Below are 2,236 nucleotides of genomic sequence, written 5' to 3' on the forward strand. Positions count from 1 at the left end.
TTTTCCACAATCAATTTCTACCTATTTCTATAAATTTCAATCTATTTCTATTATCTTATCTCCATATCACTCTTATCTCCTTATCCCCTTTCTTACACTTTTGATATATAGCCTGAACGGTTACCTATTATTCTACCATCTGTTCCCTTCTTAATTTCTACACCTTTCAGAATAGGCTAAAAAATCCTGATAAATTCTGAGAAAAAGCTTGCGTTCTGATATCACACAATTAAATTTGTCCTCGTCTATTTATCTTCTTCTATTTCCTCTTTACTTTCTTTTGCCACGGTTTGACCCTGTTCAGTTAGAAGAGATTCTATCTTAGTTTTCCATTTTATTCCATCTCGAGTCCCAAGCCATACTCCAAAAATAAGTATATCTTGAGATTCTTGATATACAATTCTAAGGACTCTCCCCGGGAATACAGGTTTAAGTAAATGAGTAGTGCTCAACTCTACTTTTTTTATCTTTTCAATTGGAATAACGAATTCTCGTGGCGGAAGCCAGCGTTTAAATGTTACTCCTTCTGTTGAAAGTTTTAGATTTCCTTCTCCACATATAGTTAATTCTCCGGTCAATTTACCAAGCCAGGTATCTCCTTCTTTTTCAATACCAAGATAAACTGCACCTGCACATTTTAAAATCTCTGCCATATATTTATATCCTCCTCGGTTTAAATTCTATTTTTATATATTAAAGAGGTTAAAAAACCTCTTGAAATTCCATAAATAATTATCCTTCTTTCGTGAAATTTATGTCATCCATAGTAAATTTACTCAACAAAAGTAGAACATATCCAACCAATAGTCCCATCTTCTAACATAACTTTATAATACCATTTCTTCGATGTATCCAGAACAGGCAATTCTGTTCCTCTGGAAACTGTGGCAATGCGTTGATAATTCGAACCAGGACCATCCCAGATAGCAACATTATCCATCTTTACCCGAACAGTTAATATCTCTGGTTTTTTGAGCGGTTTAGTTATCTCTGGTTTAGCCCCTTCATAAGATTTTATAGGTTGATAAACTTTTATTGGTTTAACTTTAGGTGTTGGAATCCTTTTAGTGCCAAATTTTGTTGAGATAGAGAGTTTGTGGGTATCGCCCAAATCACCATAAGGTGTATAAGCGTAATCTACGAGCACAGAATTACCCAGTTTAAATCCACATCCAGCAGACATCCCCGTAGATAAACCTTTAAATTTTCCCAGTTTATTATCTGAATTCGTTTTTCCACTAAATCTTAACGCTAACCATTCACCAAACCATGATTCAATACCCGCAGAAAAATCTATTTTCTCATCTTTAATCTTTTTTATATCAAAAGAAATATTAAAATTCCTTCCTAATTGATAAGACATTCCAGCCCGATATGTTAATGGTAATGCGAATTCATCCTTTATAAATTTTATCTTAGGACCTACATTACATATAACAAATCCCAATCCAAGTTTATTTGATGGTTTAGTTAATATTCCTAAATCCACAGCAAATCCAGAAGCAGAGGTATCTTCAATAGTTTCATAAATATATTTAAAATTCACTCCCATAAAGAGGTTTTCTTCGATTGCCTGGGCAAAGGCTAAAGATAATGCCATATTTTCTGCCGTAAACAATTTCCCTGTTTCCCAATATCTGCCATTTCCGTAACCCTGTGTATCCCTTAATATCTCTTTTATTTCATCCATATAGAGGTAGGTTACAGAGGTGGCAAAGGTCAAATCCTCTACAGGATATGCTACGCCAACAAATTCATAATTAATTCCCTCAAACCATTCATTATGCATAAAATTAAATTCTGGTTGATTTATCCGGGCAAGTCCTGCTGGATTCCAATAAATAGAGGTGACATCATTTGCTAAAGCCGTATATGCCCCACCCAGTGCCTGAGGTCTTGCTCCTACATCCATTTTTAAAAATGCCGCCGCTGCTCCAAAAACACCAACGGGAAGAATAATCAAAAAACATAGAGATAAGATTATGCTTTTAAAATTCATTTTTATTCCCTCCCTTTGTAATATAGATTGAAATTAGAAATCACAGAAAGCGTGAAAATCTAATCACTGATTCCCAAATTGTAACATTTTAGCCATCTGAAGTGAAATTGAGGTAATCAGTTATCGGTCATCAGGTTATCGGTAAAGGGAAAAGATCAATTGGTTGTTACCGATTACCTGATTACCGATTACCTTGCACTTCATTTGGGTAAATAGTTACCCCAAATTTTATGTTAC

The 2,236-nt window shown here is 34.4% G+C and carries 2 protein-coding genes; both read right to left on the reverse strand.

The window, feature by feature from the left end:
* Positions 1–245 precede the first annotated feature (245 nt).
* Positions 246–653 carry a hypothetical protein gene (locus AB1414_19570; protein ID MEW6609613.1) on the reverse strand — a complete coding sequence of 136 codons (408 nt, stop codon included), beginning with the start codon at positions 651–653 and terminating at the stop codon, positions 246–248.
* A 119-nt stretch (positions 654–772) separates the two neighbouring features.
* Complete coding sequence (locus tag AB1414_19575; GenBank protein MEW6609614.1) at positions 773–1,999, reverse strand: PorV/PorQ family protein; 1,227 nt, start codon at positions 1,997–1,999, stop codon at positions 773–775.
* Positions 2,000–2,236 lie beyond the last annotated feature (237 nt).

The sequence above is a fragment of the bacterium genome (assembly GCA_040755795.1).
Lineage (GTDB): Bacteria > UBA9089 > CG2-30-40-21 > CG2-30-40-21 > SBAY01 > JBFLXS01.

Coding starts and splice junctions, on each gene's coding strand:
- AB1414_19575 (MEW6609614.1), bottom strand. CDS start 1,999: ATGAATTTTAAAAGCATAATCTTATCTCTATGTTTTTTGATTATTCTT.
- AB1414_19570 (MEW6609613.1), bottom strand. CDS start 653: ATGGCAGAGATTTTAAAATGTGCAGGTGCAGTTTATCTTGGTATTGAA.